At 62.1% G+C, this 16430-nt stretch carries 13 protein-coding genes, 1 tRNA gene and 2 pseudogenes; 8 read left to right on the forward strand and 8 right to left on the reverse strand.

All coding sequences use genetic code 11. The features are described from left to right. Positions 1-3: 3 nt before the first annotated feature. From RAE07_RS04650 to rfbA, 4 genes are all read left to right on the forward strand, one after another. Positions 4-1485, forward strand: coding sequence for an HNH endonuclease signature motif containing protein (locus RAE07_RS04650; RefSeq protein ID WP_301732898.1), 1482 nt, complete (start codon positions 4-6; stop codon positions 1483-1485). Between the two features lie 73 nt (positions 1486-1558). Beyond that, positions 1559-2554, forward strand: coding sequence for a dTDP-glucose 4,6-dehydratase (rfbB, locus tag RAE07_RS04655; protein ID WP_301732952.1), 996 nt, complete (start codon positions 1559-1561; stop codon positions 2552-2554). Between the two features lie 2 nt (positions 2555-2556). After that, entirely contained in the window at positions 2557-3912 is a 1356-nt protein-coding gene (locus RAE07_RS04660; protein WP_317001415.1) for a sugar nucleotide-binding protein, read from the forward strand. Further along, positions 3913-4761: a glucose-1-phosphate thymidylyltransferase RfbA gene (gene rfbA, locus RAE07_RS04665; protein WP_248099230.1), complete on the forward strand. Its 849-nt coding sequence runs from the start codon at positions 3913-3915 to the stop codon at positions 4759-4761. A gap of 3 nt (positions 4762-4764) precedes the next feature. Here the strand turns inward: rfbA and RAE07_RS04670 are convergent, their stop codons facing one another. The 3 genes and pseudogenes from RAE07_RS04670 to RAE07_RS11975 form a co-directional block, all read right to left on the reverse strand. Next, on the reverse strand, positions 4765-5379 hold the full coding sequence (locus RAE07_RS04670; protein ID WP_086588734.1) for an MBL fold metallo-hydrolase: 615 nt from the start codon (positions 5377-5379) through the stop codon (positions 4765-4767). Beyond that, positions 5379-6464, reverse strand: a complete 1086-nt coding sequence (locus RAE07_RS04675) for an S-(hydroxymethyl)mycothiol dehydrogenase (protein ID WP_317001416.1) — start codon at positions 6462-6464, stop codon at positions 5379-5381. The genes RAE07_RS04670 and RAE07_RS04675 overlap by 1 nt, the downstream gene beginning before the upstream one ends. Positions 6465-6516: 52 nt before the next feature. Then, a pseudogene (locus tag RAE07_RS11975) lies at positions 6517-6945 on the reverse strand (SGNH/GDSL hydrolase family protein); the annotation flags it as partial. A 4-nt stretch (positions 6946-6949) separates the two neighbouring features. Between RAE07_RS11975 and RAE07_RS04685 the strand changes: the two are divergent. Continuing rightward, positions 6950-7441, forward strand: a pseudogene (locus RAE07_RS04685) (AMP-binding enzyme); the annotation flags it as partial. Between the two features lie 66 nt (positions 7442-7507). Here RAE07_RS04685 and RAE07_RS04690 read toward each other — a convergent pair. Both RAE07_RS04690 and RAE07_RS04695 read right to left on the reverse strand, forming a co-directional pair. Next, positions 7508-7583 (reverse strand) — tRNA-Thr (locus RAE07_RS04690). Between the two features lie 88 nt (positions 7584-7671). Further along, positions 7672-8910, reverse strand: a complete 1239-nt coding sequence (locus RAE07_RS04695; RefSeq protein ID WP_317001417.1) for a DNA polymerase III subunit delta' — start codon at positions 8908-8910, stop codon at positions 7672-7674. Between RAE07_RS04695 and RAE07_RS04700 the strand changes: the two genes are divergently transcribed. Both RAE07_RS04700 and RAE07_RS04705 read left to right on the forward strand, forming a co-directional pair. Next, on the forward strand, positions 8909-10441 hold the full coding sequence (locus tag RAE07_RS04700) for an adenylate/guanylate cyclase domain-containing protein (RefSeq protein ID WP_317001418.1): 1533 nt from the start codon (positions 8909-8911) through the stop codon (positions 10439-10441). The two genes, RAE07_RS04695 and RAE07_RS04700, sit on opposite strands and share 2 nt — an antisense overlap. Before the next feature lie 12 nt (positions 10442-10453). Further along, positions 10454-11692 (forward strand): DUF418 domain-containing protein, encoded by a 1239-nt coding sequence (locus tag RAE07_RS04705; RefSeq protein ID WP_234288133.1) that lies wholly within the window; start codon positions 10454-10456, stop codon positions 11690-11692. Here the strand turns inward: RAE07_RS04705 and RAE07_RS04710 are convergent. Beyond that, positions 11642-12223: a hypothetical protein gene (locus RAE07_RS04710; protein WP_239207854.1), complete on the reverse strand. Its 582-nt coding sequence runs from the start codon at positions 12221-12223 to the stop codon at positions 11642-11644. The two genes, RAE07_RS04705 and RAE07_RS04710, sit on opposite strands and share 51 nt — an antisense overlap. A gap of 18 nt (positions 12224-12241) precedes the next feature. Next, positions 12242-15217 (reverse strand): type I DNA topoisomerase, encoded by a 2976-nt coding sequence (gene topA / locus RAE07_RS04715; RefSeq protein ID WP_317001419.1) that lies wholly within the window; start codon positions 15215-15217, stop codon positions 12242-12244. A 248-nt stretch (positions 15218-15465) separates the two neighbouring features. On the opposite strand from topA, the gene RAE07_RS04720 reads away from it, so the two are divergent. Beyond that, positions 15466-16095 carry a DedA family protein gene (locus RAE07_RS04720; RefSeq protein WP_023020430.1) on the forward strand — a complete coding sequence of 210 codons (630 nt, stop codon included), beginning with the start codon at positions 15466-15468 and terminating at the stop codon, positions 16093-16095. Between the two features lie 17 nt (positions 16096-16112). Here the strand turns inward: RAE07_RS04720 and RAE07_RS04725 are convergent, their stop codons facing one another. Then, positions 16113-16316, reverse strand: coding sequence for a cold-shock protein (locus tag RAE07_RS04725; protein ID WP_023020429.1), 204 nt, complete (start codon positions 16314-16316; stop codon positions 16113-16115). Positions 16317-16430 lie beyond the last annotated feature (114 nt).

A 16430-nucleotide genomic window follows, 5' to 3' on the forward strand; every position in this document is an offset into this window, starting at 1 on the left:
ATTATGCAGACCACCAAACACGCGGAGATAGACTCCGCCATCGCCCAAGTTGCCGCCGGGTTAACCCAATTGCGCGGCCTCATGCAGGATCCCTCCGACCTCTCTTTCGAGCTTCTTCACCCTCATTTCGAGCACCTGGAAAGGGCCCTGGGCAACAAGGCCGCTATTGACGCTGCCTTCGCCTTCATCGCGGAGCGCGATGACGCCGGCCGCCGCGTGGGCTCCTCCAAGGCCAAGGACTACCTGACCGCCCGTCTAGGTCTTAGCGAGTCCGAAGCCGCCGCCCGCCTGCGCAACGGGCGCAACCTATTTGCCCCTATCCCCGAACCGGAGCCCACTCCCCCACCTGCTGATCCCGATGCCGATGACGCCACACGCGCACAGGCCGAGGAATTAGCCCGCCGCCGCGCCGACCGCGAGCGCCGCGAAGAGGAAAAGCGCCGCAAGAAGCTTTTCGAAGAAGAGCCTATCCCTGAGCGCATCCTTAACCTCATCGAGAATGAGCTGCGCAGCCTCAGCAAGTACGCCATCCCCGGCCCAAGCGAGCTGCGCAACCAGGCCCTCGAGCAGGCCAAGCGCCGCTCCTTCGATTCCTTACGCGAGTGGCTGCGTAAGGCAGTTCGCAAGGCGAATAAGCACGCCCTCAATCCTGCCGGCGAGCCCGATCCGCACGCCGCTACCCGCAAGCGGCGCTTTAGCATCTCCCGCCAAGATGCTGACGGCGGTGTGCATATCTCCGGATACCTCGACGCCTCCGCGGCCGCCATCCTCGCCAGCGCTTTTGCTCCCGCCAAAAATAAAGGCAGCGACGATCTCAGCGCCGAGGATGATACCCGCACTTATGCCCAGCGCATGGCGGACCAATTGACCGCTGCCTTGTCGAGCTACCTTTCTGCCACCCAAAAGGACTCAGCGGGCCTTGGCTCTTTCTTCGTCGCCACCACCTTGGAGGAACTGGAGGCGATGGGCGGCGATACCCGCTTCGCCACCAGCACCGGCATCGAGCTTTCTCCGCTCGATCTCCTCCGCTTGGGTGCCGCGCAGCACGATTTCTTCTGTGCGGTGGATGAGAAGGGCTTTCCCCTCGAACTTGGCCGCACCAAACGCACCGCTTCCCTCTGGCAGAAGCTCGCCCTCGCGGCCTCCGAGCTTGTCTGCACCCACCCCGAGTGCCACCGCCCCTGGCAGGACTGCGATGTCCACCATCTGCAGGCTTGGTCTCACGGTGGCGCCACCGACCTCAAGAACCTCACGCTGCTGTGCCGGCGCCACCACGTAGACAATAACGACTACCGCGATGGCCGCAACGGAATGGGTCACGCCGAGCGAGACCCCGCCACCGGCCGGGTAGGCTACCGGGCCGCGCACGCGAGCGGGCTATCGCCCACAGTAGAGGTCAACGACCACCCCGCCGCGGAACAAGCCCCGGCACGCAGGCTCACTGATCCGCCCTCGCCACCACCGTCTCCCCCGGGCGCGGCCTGACCTCTTGCGCGCGGGCCCGCGGCCTGCCACAGCAGCCCGTCCGACTGCCCTACACTGGATAACCATGCAAACGATGCTCGTCACTGGCGGCGCCGGTTTTATCGGCGCCAATTTCGTGCGCCTCATGCGCCAGGCGCGCCCCGATACCCGCGTTACGGTGCTTGACAAGCTCACTTACGCCGGAAACCGCGCCAACCTCGCCGATCTGGATATTGACTTCGTCGAGGGTGATATCGCCGATTCTGCGACGGTAGAACCACTCGTCGCTGCCGCCGATGTAGTAGTTCACTTCGCCGCCGAATCCCATAATGACAATTCTTTGCGTGACCCCTCCCCCTTCCTCCACACGAATATCGTGGGCACGTTCACGCTGTTGGAGGCGTGCCGGAAGCACGATACCCGCTTCCACCATGTCTCCACCGACGAGGTTTTCGGTGATCTCGAGATTGGGGCAGAAACCAAGTTTGACGAGAACACCGCCTACGCCCCCTCCAGCCCGTACTCCGCCACCAAGGCAGGTTCTGACCACCTCGTGCGCGCATGGGTGCGTTCTTTTGGGCTGCGCGCCACCATCTCGAATTGCTCCAATAATTATGGGCCGTATCAGCACATCGAGAAGTTCATTCCCCGCCAGATCACCAATATTCTCTCCGGCCGCACGCCCAAGCTTTATGGGACGGGCGAGCAGGTCCGCGATTGGATTCATGTCGATGACCACAACGAGGCAGTGCTCGCCATCCTAGAGCGCGGCCGGATTGGAGAGACCTACACTATCGGCGCGGATCAGCCGGATATCAGCAATAAGCAGGTCATCGAGCTTATCTGCGAAATTATGGGCCACACCCGCGATGGGCGCGCCCTCTATGAGCACGTGGCGGACCGCCCCGGCCATGATCAGCGCTATGCCATGGATGCCACCAAGCTTCGCCGCGAGCTGGGCTGGGCCCCGCGGTTTACGGATATCCGCGCCGGCCTCGAAGACACCATCGCGTGGTACCGCGATAACGAAGACTGGTGGAAGCCCGAGAAAGAAGACGTAGAGACCCGCTACAAGCAGCAAGGACAGTAGACATGCACATAACTGAAACCGCCATCGCGGGACTACTCATCATCGACCTCGACGTGCACGGGGACAATCGCGGCTGGTTCAAAGAAAATTGGCAGCGGGAAAAGCTCACCGGTCTCGCGCCCGAACTCGCGAGCTTTCAGCCGGTGCAGAACAATATTTCCTTCAACCACGCCGGCGCTACCCGCGGGCTGCACGCCGAGCCTTGGGACAAGCTCATCTCGGTGGCGCAGGGCAAGATTTTTGGTGCGTGGTGCGACCTGCGCGAGGGGTCGGAGAGCTTCGGCGAGGTTATTACCCACGAGATTGGGCCGGAGACGGCGGTGTTTGTGCCGCGAGGCGTCGCCAATGGCTTTCAAGCGCTGGAGGATACCTCTTATAGTTACTTGGTCAATGAGCACTGGTCGGCCGAGGCGCGCTATGCCGCGGTGAACCTCGACATCGTGGACTGGCCATTAGAGCTCACCGAGATTTCGGAGAAAGACAAGCAGCACCCCAGCCTCGAAGAGGTGAGCCCGATGCCCGCCCGGCGCATCCTCGTCACGGGTGCGAATGGGCAGTTGGGGAGGGCGCTGAAGCGCCTGCTTGGCGACGCCGAATTTTGCTCCCACGCCGACTTCGACATCACCAATCCGCCAGAGCGAAATTGGAAGCAGTACTCGACCATCATTAACTGCGCGGCATATAACGACGTCAACGGCGCCGAAAACGACCGCGCCGCCGCGTGGGCCGTCAACGCGGAAGGGCCGGCAAAGCTGGCACGCATCGCCGCAGAAAACCAGATCACGCTGGTGCATGTCTCGAGCGACTATATCTTCGATGGGGCGAACGAGGTCCACACCGAGGCGGAGTTGCCGTCGCCGCTCAGTGCGTACGGGGCGTCGAAAGCCGCGGGTGATACCGCCGCGCAGACTGCGCCGCAGCACTACGTCATTCGCACCTCGTGGGTCTTTGGTGATGGCGAGAATTTCATGTCCACCATGCGCCGGCTGGCTAATAAGGGCGTGGAGCCGAAGGTCATCCATGATCAGCGCGGCCGCCCCACGTTTGCCGAGGACCTAGCCAAGGGCATCGTGCACCTGCTCAAGTCCGACGCGGACTACGGCGTGTATAACCTATCCAATTCGGGCGATACCGTGGGCCGCGATGAGATTGCCATGGCGGTATTCATCGGGCTCGGCCACGATCCGTCCGAGGTCACGCCAGTGACGACCGAGCAGTACCGCGAAATCGCGGGACCGGAGGCGCCGCGGCCCAAGGAATCGACGTTTGCGCTGGATAAAATCGAGGCCACCGGCTTCAAGCCGCAGAATTGGCGCGCCGCCCTGGCCCTGTACCTAGCGCTCTACCCGGAGGATTAAATGAAAGGCATCATCCTGGCCGGCGGTTCCGGCACGCGGCTCTACCCGATTACCAAGGGCATCTCGAAACAACTCATGCCCATCTATGACAAGCCGATGATTTACTATCCGCTGACCACGCTCATCCAGGCGGGTATTCGGGAAATCCTCATCATCACCACCCCGGAGGATGCGGGTGCCTTCCAACGCCTCTTTGGTGACGGCTCCCAGCTCGGACTCATGATCGATTATGCGGTCCAGCCGCGGCCGGAGGGGCTCGCGCAGGCCTTCTTGATTGGCGAGGATTTTATTGGAGACGATAGCGTCGCACTGGTGCTCGGCGATAATATCTTCCACGGCTTCGGCGGCGAGCTCACCCACTGCCAGGATCCGGAGGGTGGCATCATCTTCGCCTACGAGGTCTCGGATCCGCAGCGCTACGGCGTGGTGGAATTCGACGCTGCGGGGCATGCGCTCAGCATCGAAGAGAAGCCGGAGGTTCCGCGGTCGAATCACGCGGTGGTGGGCTTGTATTTCTATGACAACTCCGTCGTGGACATTGCCAAGGGCATCCAGCCCAGCGGCCGCGGCGAATTGGAAATCACGGCCGTCAATGAGGAGTACCTGCGCCGCGACGAGCTGAATGTTCAGCGGCTGCACCGCGGTAGCGTCTGGCTCGATACCGGCACGGTGGACTCTATGAGTGAGGCTTCCGCCTATGTTGAGGTGATGCAAAAGCGCACCGGGATCGTTATCGGATCGCCCGAGGTTGCTGCCTATGAGGCGGGCTTTATCGACCGCGCCCAGCTAGAAGCACTCGCCGAGCCGCTGCTTAAGTCCGGCTACGGCGAGTACCTGCGGGCGTACTAGAGGCTAGTAGCCGCGCTCGATGTATTCGTCGATGCGCGCAGCCTCCGCGCCCACCGTGGTGGCGTCGCCATGCCCCGGCAGAACCTTGGTGTCCTCCGGCAGGGTGAAGACGACGTTCTTCAGCGACTCGATGATCACATCGAAGTCGGAGTACTTGCGGCCGGTGGCACCGGGGCCGCCGTTGAAGAGCGTATCGCCCGACAGCAGCGTCTCGCCCACGTGCAGCACCACGCAGCCCGGCGAGTGACCCGGGGTGTGGTAGACCGTAATCTTCTCGCCGCCAATATCGAACTGACCGCGATCCGCAAGCGGCGTATACGGGGCATCGCCATTGGACTCCTGCCACAGCATGTCATCGTCCGGGTGCAGATAAACCTCGGTATCGAAGCGCTTGGCGGCCTCGGGTGCGAGCTCGCAGTGATCGTTGTGCGCGTGGGTGAGCAGGATACCTTCCACGTGGCGATCACCTACCAGCTCCGCTACGGCATCGAGATCGTGAGAGGGATCCACCACATAGACATTGGAGTCATCGCCCACGACGTAGACGTTATTATCCACGTCCCACTCGCCGCCGTCGAGGCGGAACTTGCCAGAAGTAACCGTGCTATCGATGCGCATTAAAACTCCACCACCGAACGCAGGACCTTGCCGGACTTCATGGTGGCGAAGGCCTGCTCGACGTCGTCAAGCGCAATGCGCTCGGAAACGAACTTGTCCAGCGGGAAATTTCCGGCCTTGGATAGCGCTACATAAGCGGGGAAATCGCGCTCCGGGAGGCAATCGCCGTACCACGCTGGCTTGATGGAACCGCCGCGGCCGTAGAGGTCGATGGCGGGGATATCCACGTGGTCGGTGAGGTTAGGCACGCCCACCATGACCATGCGGCCGGCGTGGTCGCGGGAGTAGAAGGCCTGGCGCCAGGTGGGCTGGATACCCACGGCGTCGATGGAAACGTCGGTGCCGAAGCCGCCGGTGAGCTCGCGGACGGCGTCGATGACTTCCTGTTCCGACAGATCCTTGGAGCAGATAGTATCGGTCGCGCCGAATTCGCGGGCGGTTTCCAGCTTGGATTCGTCAATGTCCACGGCGATGATCTTTGCCGCGGCTGCCAGCTTGGCACCCGCAATGGCGGCCATTCCGACGCCGCCGCAGCCAACGACGGCAACGGACTCGCCGAGCTGGATATCACCGGTATTCACGGCCGCGCCGAGGCCCGCCATGATGCCACAGCCCAACAAGCCGGCAGCGGCTGGGTCGGTGTCTTCCACCTTAGTGCACTGGCCCTCGTGCACCAGGGTCTTCTCAGCGAAGGAACCGATGCCCAGCGCAGGGGTGAGCTCGGTGCCGTCCTCGAGGGTCATCTTCTTAGAGGCGTTGTGGGTATTGAAGCAGTACTTTGGCTCGCCCTTCTTGCAGGCGCGGCACTCGCCGCACACGGCGCGCCAATTCAAAATGACAAAGTCGCCCTCCTCTACGTGGGTGACCGCAGAGCCTACGGTCTCCACCACGCCTGCGGCCTCGTGGCCGAGCAGGAACGGGAAGGCGTCTTCAATATCGCCATCGCGGTAAGCAAGGTCGGTGTGGCATACGCCGCAGGCCTGCACGCGCACGATGACGTCATTAGGGCCGGGGTCGGGGACAACAATATTGACGGTCTCGACTTCCGCACCCTTGGAGCGGGCAATAACAGCTTTTACAGTCATGCGCCCGAGCGTACCTATATTTTCAAAACCGGCGCATTATTGAAAACTCTTTTTAAGAGCGGGCGATGACGTTGGCCGTATGCTCGTGGCCGCGCTGGTTCATGTGGATGGGCAGGTTGCCGTCACCACCAGTAAAGTCCACCAGACCAGCCCACATGCGCTGGTTTGCATCGGCGCACATGCCGTTATTGCGGGTGGAAGGTTTCATATCCAAGAACTGCACGCCAGTGCGTGCCGCCAGGTCCACCTGCATCCACTGTGCCTTATTCTCAAAGTCCTGGATTGGCGGCAGGAAGGTGGGGTCGGCCGGGCGCGGACCGAAGTGGAAGAGGCAGTAGTACGGGCCAGAACCGATGGTGGGGTAGCCAACGATCTGGACGCGGGCGTTCGGGGCCGCGCGCTTGATGCGTTCGATTTGTGGGGCGGTGCGGTCCGCAAACTGCTTGCGAATCTGCGGCAGGTTGAGCTCGCGGTGGCTATAGGGAGAAGGCCGCCCGGTTGCACGCGGAGAGGTGGGCGAGATTTACCTGACCAACTCCACCGCAATGACCGGCTATACCAACCCCAACCTGCGGCTCAATAAGGTGGACGGGCTCATCTCCATCGGTGACTTGGGCTATATCGACGAGCATGATTTCTTGCACGTGGTCGGCCGCGCCGATGACATGATCATCGTCGGCGGCGAGAATGTTCACCCGCAATCCGTTACCGAGGTCCTCGAAGCCATGCCCGGCATCCACGAGGTCCATGCCGGTGGCGTGGAAGATAGCGAGACCTTCCAGCGCATCGCCGTGTGGGCGGTGCCTACTGCCGACGCCACCGGAAAGGCTCTCACGGCCGACGCCATCCGCGAGTGGGTCCGCACCAAGCTCGCCGATCACTCCGTGCCGCGCGATGTGCACTTCCTATCCCAGCCGCCGCGCAACGCCACCGGCAAGGTGGTCCCGCGCCTACTGCACAACCACGGCGAGGCTTAACGCTCTGCACCCACTGCCGTGCCCACAACGGCGAAAGGCCGCAGGCCAGATAACCTGCGGCCACTGTGGAGCCGCCTGCGAGAATCGAACTCGCGACCTTTTCATTACGAGTGAAATGCTCTACCGACTGAGCTAAGGCGGCACGCTGCTTGGCATATGCCAGTGCAGCAAGAGAAAGTTTAACCTAGGGGCGCCGCGGAATAGAAATCGGCCCCCGACTACGCACCCGCTTATAGGCACGCGCGACGCAGCCGGCCCACCAACCCGTCGAAGGCAATCTGCGTGCCGACGTTTTGTGTGAGCTGCTCGCGGCACAACGTGATGGCGGCCTGGCAGTCCAGCAGACCTTCCTCACTCACGCGTTGCGCTAGCTCGCCAGAAAGACCGGCGAAGTCCGGGTGGGTCAGGTCCACCTGCGCGCCAACTTTCTGCATGAGCGCATCGCGGTACACACCGGAGAGATCGATAAGTACTAAATCCAGGTTGTCGATCACGCGCCGCTTCGCCCGCTTCTTGTGCTGCTCCTGCAGTTCCTTAATGGCGGATCGGGCATCGCGCTGCGCTTTAGCCGCGCCTTTGCCCTTCGCACCTACGCCGAGGGTCTGCTCCAGCTTCGCCAGTTCGGCTTCTTCTTGTTCCTTATGCGATTCCTTCGCCTCCGAGTCGACCAATTTCAGCAGCGAGGTGACCGCCTGAAAGCCTTGGGAGCCGTGGAAGACCTCTTCTGCCAGGTTGATGGCCACCGCGCGGCGCTTTTGTACCGCCGGGTCGTTGACGAGGCGCCGCGCCCTGCCGACGTGGCGGAGGGAGGTGAGGGCGGCCAAGTGGGCGTCGTGATCCGAGGCGCCCTCGCTGACCAGCTGGGCGGTAATGCTCTCTACGGACGGGGAAGGAATGTAGAGGTGGCGGCAGCGCGAGCGGAGGGTCTGGGAGAAGTCCTCGGGGGCGTCGGAAGGAGCACACATGATGATCACTGTGCGCGCCGGCGGTTCTTCCACGGTCTTGAGCAGGGCATTCGCACCGTTATTATTGAGGCGGTCGGCATTGTTGAAGATCACTACGCGCCAGGGCGCCACCGTGGGCAGGCTCGCGGCGCGGCCGATGACGTCGCGCACCGTATCCACCGGAATGATGACTTCCTGCGGGTCCACCAGCACCAAGTCAGTATGCTGCTTCGCATCCAGCACCGCCTGGCAGGCCTCGCACCGGCCGCAGCCCGGCTCTTCCGGGTCCGTGCACATGAGTGCGGCAGCAAAATCGAGGGCGGCCAGGGATCGGCCGGAGCCCGGCGGGCCGGTAAATAGCCAGGAATGGCTCATTGCCCGCGGGTCTGCCCCCGGCATCCCCCGAGCTGCCCGAGCGGCATCCAGGATGGTGCGGGCCACGCCTGGGGTATCTGCCAATCTTTGCGCAACGCTTCCGGTATTCACTCGCCCTAGCCTACTGGTCTTACTAAAGTATGAAGACATGAACAGACTATTGCGCGGCGCACGATGGCTCATGGGAACCCAATGGCCGGTCTACGCTGCCTTAGTCCTCGGTGCGAACCTCATCGGCGCCATCGCGATCATGACATTCGTTCTCTATTTCCTTCCCATGCCGGAAATCAAGGACTTTGCCGCCGAGCTGCCAAGCTTGATGGGTGTCGCCGCGGTGTACCTCATCTTCGCCGTGATTATCGGAATTGCCGTAACCCTCCTGCTCTTCCGCCCGGTGCTGGACTGGCAGCGCAACCCGGACGAGCACGATCCAAATATGGTGCGCAACCTGGTGCTGCGCATCCCCGTCTACCAGTCCGCAGTGGCGGCCGCGGTATGGCTCATCGGCATCATTTTGGCCGTGGTCATTTCCGGGCGCGAATCCGGCCGCTTGGGGCTTGTCGTAGGCGTATCCGCTACCTTGGCCGGCTTGGTGGTTATCATCCTGACCTACCTGCAGGCAGAGCGCCTCGTGCGCCCGGTTGCCGCCCAGGCGGTGGCACGGCGCTTTGAGGATTCCACGCTCGAGCCACCCATCAAATACCGCCTGATATCCACCTGGCTCATGACTTCCGGTGTGCCACTGATCGGCATTCTCCTGGTACTGATTGCCCAGCTCACCGGGCTTTTCCCTGGAACCGCCGGCGCTCTAGTTCCCGCCATCACCGCCTTGGCGCTTACCGCTCTGGCTACCGGTTTTATCGGCACCAGCTTTGCGGTGATGAGCGTCGTGGACCCGATTGTGGAGCTACAGAACGCCATCAATCGGGTGCGCCGCGGTGAGACCAATGCCGAGGTCGATATCTATGACGGATCCGAGCTAGGCGTGCTGCAGGCCGGTTTTAATGAAATGATGCGTGGCCTGCGGGAGCGCAACCGCGTGCGCGATATTTTCGGCCGCTACGTCGGCAGCGAGGTGGCCCAACGTGCGCTGGAGGAACGCCCAGAATTAGGCGGAGAGGACCGCAAAGTAGCGGTGCTTTTTATTGACGTCATCGGTTCCACCACGTTTGCCGTTAACCACTCCCCCGAAGAAGTTGTGGAGGAGCTCAATAAGTTCTTCGAGCACGTCGTCAAGGTGGTACACCGCAATAAAGGAATTATCAATAAATTCCAGGGCGATGCAGCCCTCGCTGTCTTTGGCGCTCCCCTCAACGTTTATGATTCCACCTCCATGGCCCTGCAGGCCGCCCGCGAGCTACGCGGCGAATTGCGCGGACTCGAGTTGCAAGCCGGCATCGGCGTGGCCGCGGGGCACGTTGTCGCCGGGCACATCGGCGGCGCCGATCGCTTTGAATACACCGTCATCGGTGATGCCGTCAACGAGGCCGCGCGCCTGACCGAGCTGGCCAAGGACACCCCGGGCCAAGTATTGACCAACGCCGCCACGCTCAAAACCGCTAACGAGGCCGAGCAGGCCCGCTGGACTATGATGAAATCCATTGAGCTGCGCGGCCGTCACCGCATGACCCAGCTGGCTCGCCCTATCCGCGCTACCCTGGCAGAACGTTCCGAGGTATAACGAGGTTTTTAAGTGAGCTCAGCTCCCCGGCCCCGCATGATCGTGCCCGATGTGGCGCGCGGCATGGCCCTTCTAGGCATCGCCATGGCCAATATGACCACGGCGTGGATCATCACCACCGACCGGCCAGCAAGTTATTTCGGCGGCATCATCGATGGCAGCGTGTGGGATAAGGCGGCCGTCGTCTTCGCCGCCTTCTTTGTCCACAACCGCGGCCTGCCCATGTTTTCCACCCTGCTGGGTTTTGGCGTGGGGCTCATCGCGCTGAGTCTGTGGCGGCGCGGGTTTCCGGTGCAGGGGGCGCGCAGGGTCATCGCCAAGCGCTATGCCTTCTTGGCGGTGATGGGAGCGGCGCACATGGTGCTGCTGTTTTGGGGCGACATCATGTTCTTCTATGGCGTGGCCGGAATCGTGATTGCATTCCTGCTGCGCAAGCGGGATTCCTCCCTCATGCGCGTGGCCTATATTCTATTCGCACTATGCGCGCTGGGCGGGATTGTGGCCTTCATTTCCGGCGCGCTGGATCCCCTCGGCGTGGTGGCCACGGAGGGCATCGGCACCATCGAGTCCTACCCCGATTTGCTGCTCAGCCAGCTTGTCACCCTAGGCAGCCAGGCCTTGGCCACGCCGATCATTTTATTGATGTACCTGCCCGTCATGCTGGTGGGCTTTGTGTGGGCGCGCCAAGGCGTGCTTGCCGACGTCCCTTCCCACCGCCCCACCCTCCTGCGCTGGGTGGCCGTCGCGGTGGTCATTACCGTGGTTATCGGTACCTTGTGGTCTTTGAGCACGCTTGGGGTCATCGAGCAGCGCTGGGCGAATGCAGCCAATAATGCCAACTCTTTCCTCGGCGTCTTCACTGGCCCCGGCATCCTGGCCGGGCTCGCGTTGGTGCTGCAGCCAGTACAGGAGCGACTTTCGGCCGGGGCACCGCTGCCCGCAGTGTTATGGCCCTTTGCGGCGCTGGGCAAGCGCTCCATGAGCGGCTATGTGGGGCAGTCCATCCTCTTTTTCTGCCTCGTGCACCCGTTTATGCTGAACTTCGGTCACGAGCTGGGGGCCTTCGGCCAAGCGGTGATGGCCTTCGCGGTGTGGTTGGCCACTCTCATCTTCGCCTGCGTGCTGGAGGCCTGCGGCCGCCGCGGCCCCTTCGAGGCGGTGCACCGCCGCCTTTCCTATGGTCCGACGATGCAGCCGCAGTTACCGGGTGCGGTGAAGGCCGTCAATCAGCAGCAGATGGCCGATAACTAGGGCGCCGGTTTCGGCCGCGCACACTAGCCGCGCCTTGTGCTTGCGCTGCTTCAGCGCCGCACGCAAGGCGGTTAGCCCCTCGGCCGCGACGAGCACATTAGCGCCGTGACTCATGCCTTTGCCGGCGTCGGTGCGCAGCACTGGGTCGCCCGCCAGCGCCGAGGTGGCAAGCACGGCCGCGCCACCCACTGCCACTGCGGCGGACGTCGGCTGGCTACGGGTAGCGGCAACGCCCGCACCCCATGCGGCCGCGCGCAGGCCCCAGCCCAGGGCATCGTTGCGCGCGCCGCGGCGATACAGGCTCCAGGCATAGGCGGCGTGGTTCGCCGTTACAGCCGCCACGCCCAGCGCCGAAGGACGAGTCAGGGTGCGGGCCTTTTCCACTTGGGCGATGACCCCGGCTAGGATACCGGCGCCAACGGCGGGGTCTTCGCGGACCGAGGCGATAAGCTGCGGCTGTGCGCTGATATCGGATACGGCGCGCCGCAGGGCCGCAGCGCCTTCCTGGGTGCGGGCAAGAAAATCGTTCATGCCCGCCACCTTACGCGGTTATTTCTTGCGCGAGCCGGCCTTCACCACGTTCTTCGTGCCGGGCGATGGTTTCTTGGTTGCCTTCTTGCCGGCCTTCTTCGTGGACTTTTTGGTGGCCTTCTTAGTCGTCTTCTTCTTGGTCGTCTTCTTAGAGGACTTCTTGGTGGACTTCTTCTTGGTTTCGCCGGATGCTTCCTTGGCGCGGCGCTCGGAGAGGAGCTCGTTCGCACGGGCGTCGGTAAGCTGCTCTGGATCATCGCCGCGGCGCAGGGAGGCGTTGGTGGTGCCGTCGGTGACGTACGGGCCGAAGCGGCCATCCTTGACGGTCATGGGCTTGCCGGAGACGTCATTATCGCCCAGCTGCTTGATCGGCGGCTGGGCCGCGGCGCGGCCGCGACGCTTCGGCTCGGCATAGATGCGGCGGGCCTCGTCCAAGGTGATGGTGAAGATCTGCTCTTCCTTGGCCAAAGAGCGCGAATCGGTCCCCTTCTTCAAGTACGGGCCGTAGCGGCCATTTTGGGCGGTGATCATCACGCCGTCGTCCTCGCCCACCTCGCGCGGCAGGGACAGCAGCTGGAGGGCTTCTTCGAGAGTCACCGTAGAGGGCTCCATCGAGCTAAACAGCGAGGCCGTACCCGGCTTCAGCTTATTCTCGATGTACTCCTTGACGCGCTTTTCCTTCTGCTTTGCGGCCGTCTTGGTCTCCCAATTCTTGGCGCGCTTGCCTTCCTCGGCGCGTTGCTTGTCCTCCTCGGCCCGCTCCTTGGCGACGACCTCTTCGGCCTCACCCTCGGCCTTCTCCCGCTCATCATCGCGGACCACCTCGGTGACATACGGGCCGAAGCGGCCCTCCTTAGCCACAATCATGCGCCCATTTGCCGGGTTTTCACCCAGTTCGCGGCCGCCCTGTGGGGTGGCAAAGAGTTTTTCCGCCAGCTCCTCGTTCAAGCCGTCCGGAGTGACGGTTTCAGAGAGGTTGGCGCGCTGGTACTCGATGCTGCCGTCGTCATTGGTGCCGACGGCGCGCTCGATATACGGGCCATAGCGACCCACGCGGACGAAGACATCACGGCCCTCGGTATCGGTGTAAAGGCGCAGGGAGTTGACCTTGCGGGCATCGATGGCTTCTAGGTTGACGTCGATAAGCGATTTCAAGCCACCGTGGCGGGCAATGGAGGCTGCCTTTTGCTCGTTGGCCTCGGCGTTGCCGAAATAAAAGCCGTTGAGCCAGGCGGTGCCGTCCTCGATACCGGTAGCAATCTGGTCCAGCTCATCCTCCATAGAAGAGGTGAAGTCATAGTCGACCAGCTCGGTGAAGTTCTCCTCCAACAGTCCCACGACGGCAAAGGCAACCCACGATGGCACCAGCGCATTGCCGCGCGAGACCACATAGCCGCGGTCCTGGATGGTCTTGATAATGGACGCATACGTGGACGGGCGGCCGATGCCCAGGTCTTCCATCTTCTTGACCAGGCTGGCCTCGGTATAGCGCGCCGGCGGGTTGGTGGAGTGGCCCTCGGCGGAGACCTCCTTGGCGTTCAGGGCGCGACCCTCTTCCAAATGCGGCAGGTGGGTCTCGCCCTTCTTGTCACCCTTGGCGTCATCCGCGCCATAGGCCTTCAGGAAACCCGGGAAGGTAATGGTGCGGCCGGTGGCGGAGAATTCCACGTCATAGCTGCCATTATCCGTGGTGGCGGTGCCAGCCACGGTGACCTTCATGGAGGTTCCCTTGGCATCGGCCATCTGGGAGGCGACGGTGCGCTTCCAAATCAGGTCATAGAGCTTAAACTCCTCCGCATCCAATTGGCCGGAAAGCTGGCCCGGGGTGGCGAAGGTCTCGCCAGCCGGGCGGATGGCCTCGTGGGCTTCTTGGGAGTTTTTCACCTTGCGGTCATAAACACGCGGGGAATCAGAAACGTACTCTGCGCCATAGATGCTGGTGGCGGAGTTGCGCGCAGCTGATAGGCCCTGCTTGGACAGCGAAGTGGAGTCAGTACGCATATAAGTAATGTGGCCGTTTTCGTACAGGCGCTGCGCAATGCGCATGGTGCGCTCGGAGGTAAAGTGCAGGCGGCGGCCGGCCTCCTGCTGCAGCGTAGAGGTCATAAACGGCGCATAAGGCTTGCGTGTATAAGGCTTGTGCTCGACACCAGCGACCTGCATGTCCGCGCCGCTCAGTGCGGTTTCTAACGCCTTGGCCTGCGGCTCGGTGATGACGATGACGTCTTTGCTCTTCACGTTTCCGCGGTCATCAAAGTCGCGGCCCAGGGCCACGCGCTTGCTATTGACGGCTGTGAGGCGGGCGTCGAACGTAGCGGGATTATCCGCATCCGCAGCGCCGGTATCTAGCGTGGCGGCTAGATCCCAATAATCCGCAGGGATAAACGCCATGCGCTCGCGCTCGCGCTCGACGATGACGCGGGTAGCCACCGACTGCACGCGGCCGGCAGAAAGCCGCGGCATGACCTTCTTCCACAGCACCGGGGAGACCTCGTAGCCGTAGAGACGGTCAAGGATGCGGCGGGTTTCCTGGGCGTCGATAAGGTTGTAATCCAGATCGCGCGTATTATCCGCCGCCTCCAGGATGGCGGATTTGGTGATCTCGTTGAACACCATGCGGCGTACCGGAACCTTGGGTTTTAAGACCTCAAGCAGGTGCCAGGCGATGGCCTCGCCCTCGCGGTCGGGGTCTGTTGCGAGGTAAAGCTGATCGCACTGCTTCAGTTTGGACTTTAGGTCCGCGACTTTCTTCTTCTTATCGGGGCTCACCACATATAGCGGGGCGAAGTCATCCTCCGGGTTCACGCCGAGGCGCGCCCAGGATTCCTTCTTATACTTAGCCGGCACGTCCGCAGCGCCGCGGGGAAGATCGCGGATATGGCCCACGGAGGCCTCCACGATGTAGTTATCTCCGAGGTAAGGCTGAATCTTCTTCGCCTTCGTCGCCGACTCGACGATCACCAAGGTCTTTCCCGGCCCGGCTGCTTCTGCCACTTCGACTTCATCCCTTTCGATGATGCGAACAATAAGGTATGCACGCTTTCAGCAATCGCCCCTAGCGTACACAGTTGATCTGTGTTTCCTTTCTCGCACCATATACGCGGTTCTGCCAAAAGGTCGTTTTCAGGGGCACTATGTACCCCCACGGAACGGGTCTATACTGGCCTACTTAGAATGCCCAGTAACTGTGAAAGCATTGTGGGGCACGATAGCACACCTAAGCCGACACCCGGGGAGGATTCATGGTCGACACAATCACTATGTGGATCGAAACCGTCATGTCCACAGAGTGGATCTACCCGCTGGTCGCCGCGCTGATCTTTGGTGACTGCTTCTTCCCCGTCCTGCCGTCAGAAATCCCGCTCAATATGGCCGGCGCCTGGTCCGGCTCGCAGGGCTTCCCCCACCTGCCCACCATGTTCTTCGTGGCGCTCATCGCCGCCATGATGGGCGATAATCTCTGTTTCCTGCTAGGCACGCGGTTTATGCCCTTGCTTAAGCGCGTGCCAAAGGGATCTAAGGCCTACGAAGGGCTGAACTGGGTCAAGCGAAATATGCGCCGCGGCGGAGGGGCCGCCATTATTATCGCCCGCTTCATCCCTTCAGCACGCTTGTTTATGACCATCCTGCTGGGGTCCATGAGGTTCCCGTGGATCGTCTTTGTTTTCTTCGACACCATCGGCGTCGCCCTCTGGGCTGGCGAGGCGCTGGCCATTGGTTATCTCGGCGGCATGGCCTTTTCTAATTCGCCAGTACTCGCCGTGGTGGTCAGCATCATCGCCGCCATCATCATCGGCGTGGGCCTGCAGAAGCTGCAGAATAAGTTCACCGAGTGGTGGGATACCCGCCGCGGCTACGCGGAGACGCCGTAGCGGGGAGAACAGGCCGCCTAGATGACGGACACGGACTGGGCCTGATCACCCTTCGGGCCGGAGCCAACCTCGAAGGTGACCTGCTGATTTTCCTCTAGGGTGCGGAAGCCGCTGCCCTGAATCTCGGAGTAGTGGACGAAGATATCGCCGGCGCCATCCGCGCGCTCGATAAAGCCGTAGCCCTTTTCAGAGTTAAACCACTTAACGGTTCCTTGTGCCATGGTGTGCAGTCCTTTTCTTGCTTATCGGTGCAGCGATTCCGCACCAAGGGGGTTCGGTAAATGCGTCCTTTAGCAGTACCTTAAAGTGTAAACACCGCACCAAGACATCATTGG

The sequence above is a fragment of the Corynebacterium nasorum genome (assembly GCF_032821635.1).
Lineage (GTDB): Bacteria > Actinomycetota > Actinomycetes > Mycobacteriales > Mycobacteriaceae > Corynebacterium > Corynebacterium kefirresidentii.

Coding starts and splice junctions, on each gene's coding strand:
- RAE07_RS04650 (WP_301732898.1), top strand. CDS start 4: ATGCAGACCACCAAACACGCGGAGATAGACTCCGCCATCGCCCAAGTT.
- rfbB (WP_301732952.1), top strand. CDS start 1,559: ATGCTCGTCACTGGCGGCGCCGGTTTTATCGGCGCCAATTTCGTGCGC.
- rfbA (WP_248099230.1), top strand. CDS start 3,913: ATGAAAGGCATCATCCTGGCCGGCGGTTCCGGCACGCGGCTCTACCCG.
- RAE07_RS04720 (WP_023020430.1), top strand. CDS start 15,466: ATGGTCGACACAATCACTATGTGGATCGAAACCGTCATGTCCACAGAG.
- RAE07_RS04670 (WP_086588734.1), bottom strand. CDS start 5,379: ATGCGCATCGATAGCACGGTTACTTCTGGCAAGTTCCGCCTCGACGGC.
- RAE07_RS04725 (WP_023020429.1), bottom strand. CDS start 16,316: ATGGCACAAGGAACCGTTAAGTGGTTTAACTCTGAAAAGGGCTACGGC.
- RAE07_RS04710 (WP_239207854.1), bottom strand. CDS start 12,223: ATGAACGATTTTCTTGCCCGCACCCAGGAAGGCGCTGCGGCCCTGCGG.
- RAE07_RS04660 (WP_317001415.1), top strand. CDS start 2,557: ATGCACATAACTGAAACCGCCATCGCGGGACTACTCATCATCGACCTC.
- RAE07_RS04675 (WP_317001416.1), bottom strand. CDS start 6,464: ATGACTGTAAAAGCTGTTATTGCCCGCTCCAAGGGTGCGGAAGTCGAG.
- RAE07_RS04700 (WP_317001418.1), top strand. CDS start 8,909: ATGAACAGACTATTGCGCGGCGCACGATGGCTCATGGGAACCCAATGG.
- RAE07_RS04695 (WP_317001417.1), bottom strand. CDS start 8,910: ATGTCTTCATACTTTAGTAAGACCAGTAGGCTAGGGCGAGTGAATACC.